This is a genomic window from uncultured Citricoccus sp., assembly GCF_937871995.1.
In the GTDB taxonomy this organism is placed as follows: domain Bacteria; phylum Actinomycetota; class Actinomycetes; order Actinomycetales; family Micrococcaceae; genus Citricoccus.
The window spans coordinates 1-1,428 of record NZ_CALMQR010000145.1 but is presented as its reverse complement, the minus strand read 5'-3'; the positions used below and the strand labels follow the sequence as shown (position 1 = coordinate 1,428).

1 protein-coding gene is annotated in these 1,428 nt (G+C 71.4%); it reads left to right on the top strand.

What is annotated here, in order from left to right:
* Nucleotides 1-1,428, top strand: a 1,428-nt coding sequence (locus tag Q0283_RS16670; protein ID WP_298045711.1) for a hypothetical protein, incomplete at both ends; no start/stop codon positions are given.

Genomic DNA, 1,428 nt, shown 5'->3' with positions numbered 1-1,428 from the left:
CCGTCGCCGCCTGGGTCGAACCGGCGGTCATCGAAGCCCCCGACCGGGACGGGGAGACCCACCAGGTGCCCGCGTCCCGGTACTTCGCCGAGCACCCCGAGAACGTGCTCGGCACCCTGCGGGCGGCCAGTGACCCCTGGGGCGGGATGTCCTACCGCGTCGACCCACCCGCCGGGGACCTCACCGCGCTGATGACCGAGCGTCTGGCCGCGGTGGTCGACGCGGCCAAGGACACCGGGCTGGGCTACTCCCCCGACCCGATGCCCGTTGAGCTTGCTCCGGGGTTGCACTTCCCGCCGGTGGCCGAGGCCGCCGTCGGGCACGTCCGCTTCGACCCCGCCGTGGGCGGCTTCGCCCGGTACGGGGCACAACTGGCGTGGGAACCGGTCAAGGTCCCCCGCGCCCGCGCCGTGGAGGCCCGGGCCCTGCTGGTTCTGCGCGACCAGGCGGTTCAGGTCATGCGAACCCAATCCGAGGGCCGCGGCCAGGAGGCCGCCGAGGCCGCCCGGGAGAAGTTGCGCACCGGGTGGCAGGACTACGTGGACAGCTACGGGCCGATCAACCGCTCCGAGGACATCTGGAAGACACCCCGGCCCCAGGAGCAGGCGCAGAAGGTGCGGGAATTGGAGGCCGCGTGGCGGGCCACCCTGCCCGAGGACGGGGAGATGGACCGCTCCGAGGTCCCCGTCCCGGACGAGCTGGCCACCCAGTGGGCCGCCGAAGCCGCCGAACCCGAGTTCAGCCACCGGCGCCAGCCGCACCTGGAGTTCCTGGCCGGAGACCCGAAACTGGGCCTGCTGCGGGCGTGCGAGGTGTTCGATGAGCAAGAACAGACCGCCGAGCCGGCGGCCCTGTTGACTCGTGATGTCATCGAGTACCGGCCCCGGCCCGAGCGGGCCGAGTCGGTGGAGGACGCCATCGCGATCAGCCTGGACGAGACCCGCACCGTGGACGTGGACCGGGTGGCCGGGCTGCTCGGCGTGGACGCGGACGAGGCGCAGACGATGATGGCCGGGCATGTGTTCACCGACCCCGAGTCCGGGATGCTCACCCCGAAGGTCGCCTACCTCTCCGGCAACGTCCGCACCAAGCTGGCCGCAGCGCGCCAGGCGGTTCAGAACGGTGGAGACTACGCGGTGAATGTGGCCGCGTTGGAGGCGGTGCTGCCGGCGGACGTGGACATCCGCGATGTGGTGGTCAACCCCGGCGTGCACTGGGTTCCGCAGGAGATCTACGAGGACTTCGTCCGCGACACCTTCGAGGTCGCCACCGAGGTGAAGTTCAATCCGGCCGTGGAGGCCTGGGAGGTCGCCTCCCCCAAGGGCGGGTTCTCTCCCTCGGTGCGGTACCAGTGGGGCACGAACAAGCGCACCCCCGCGGCCCTGCTGGCCGCGACCATGAACTATAAGTCGGTGGTGGTGAGGGAGA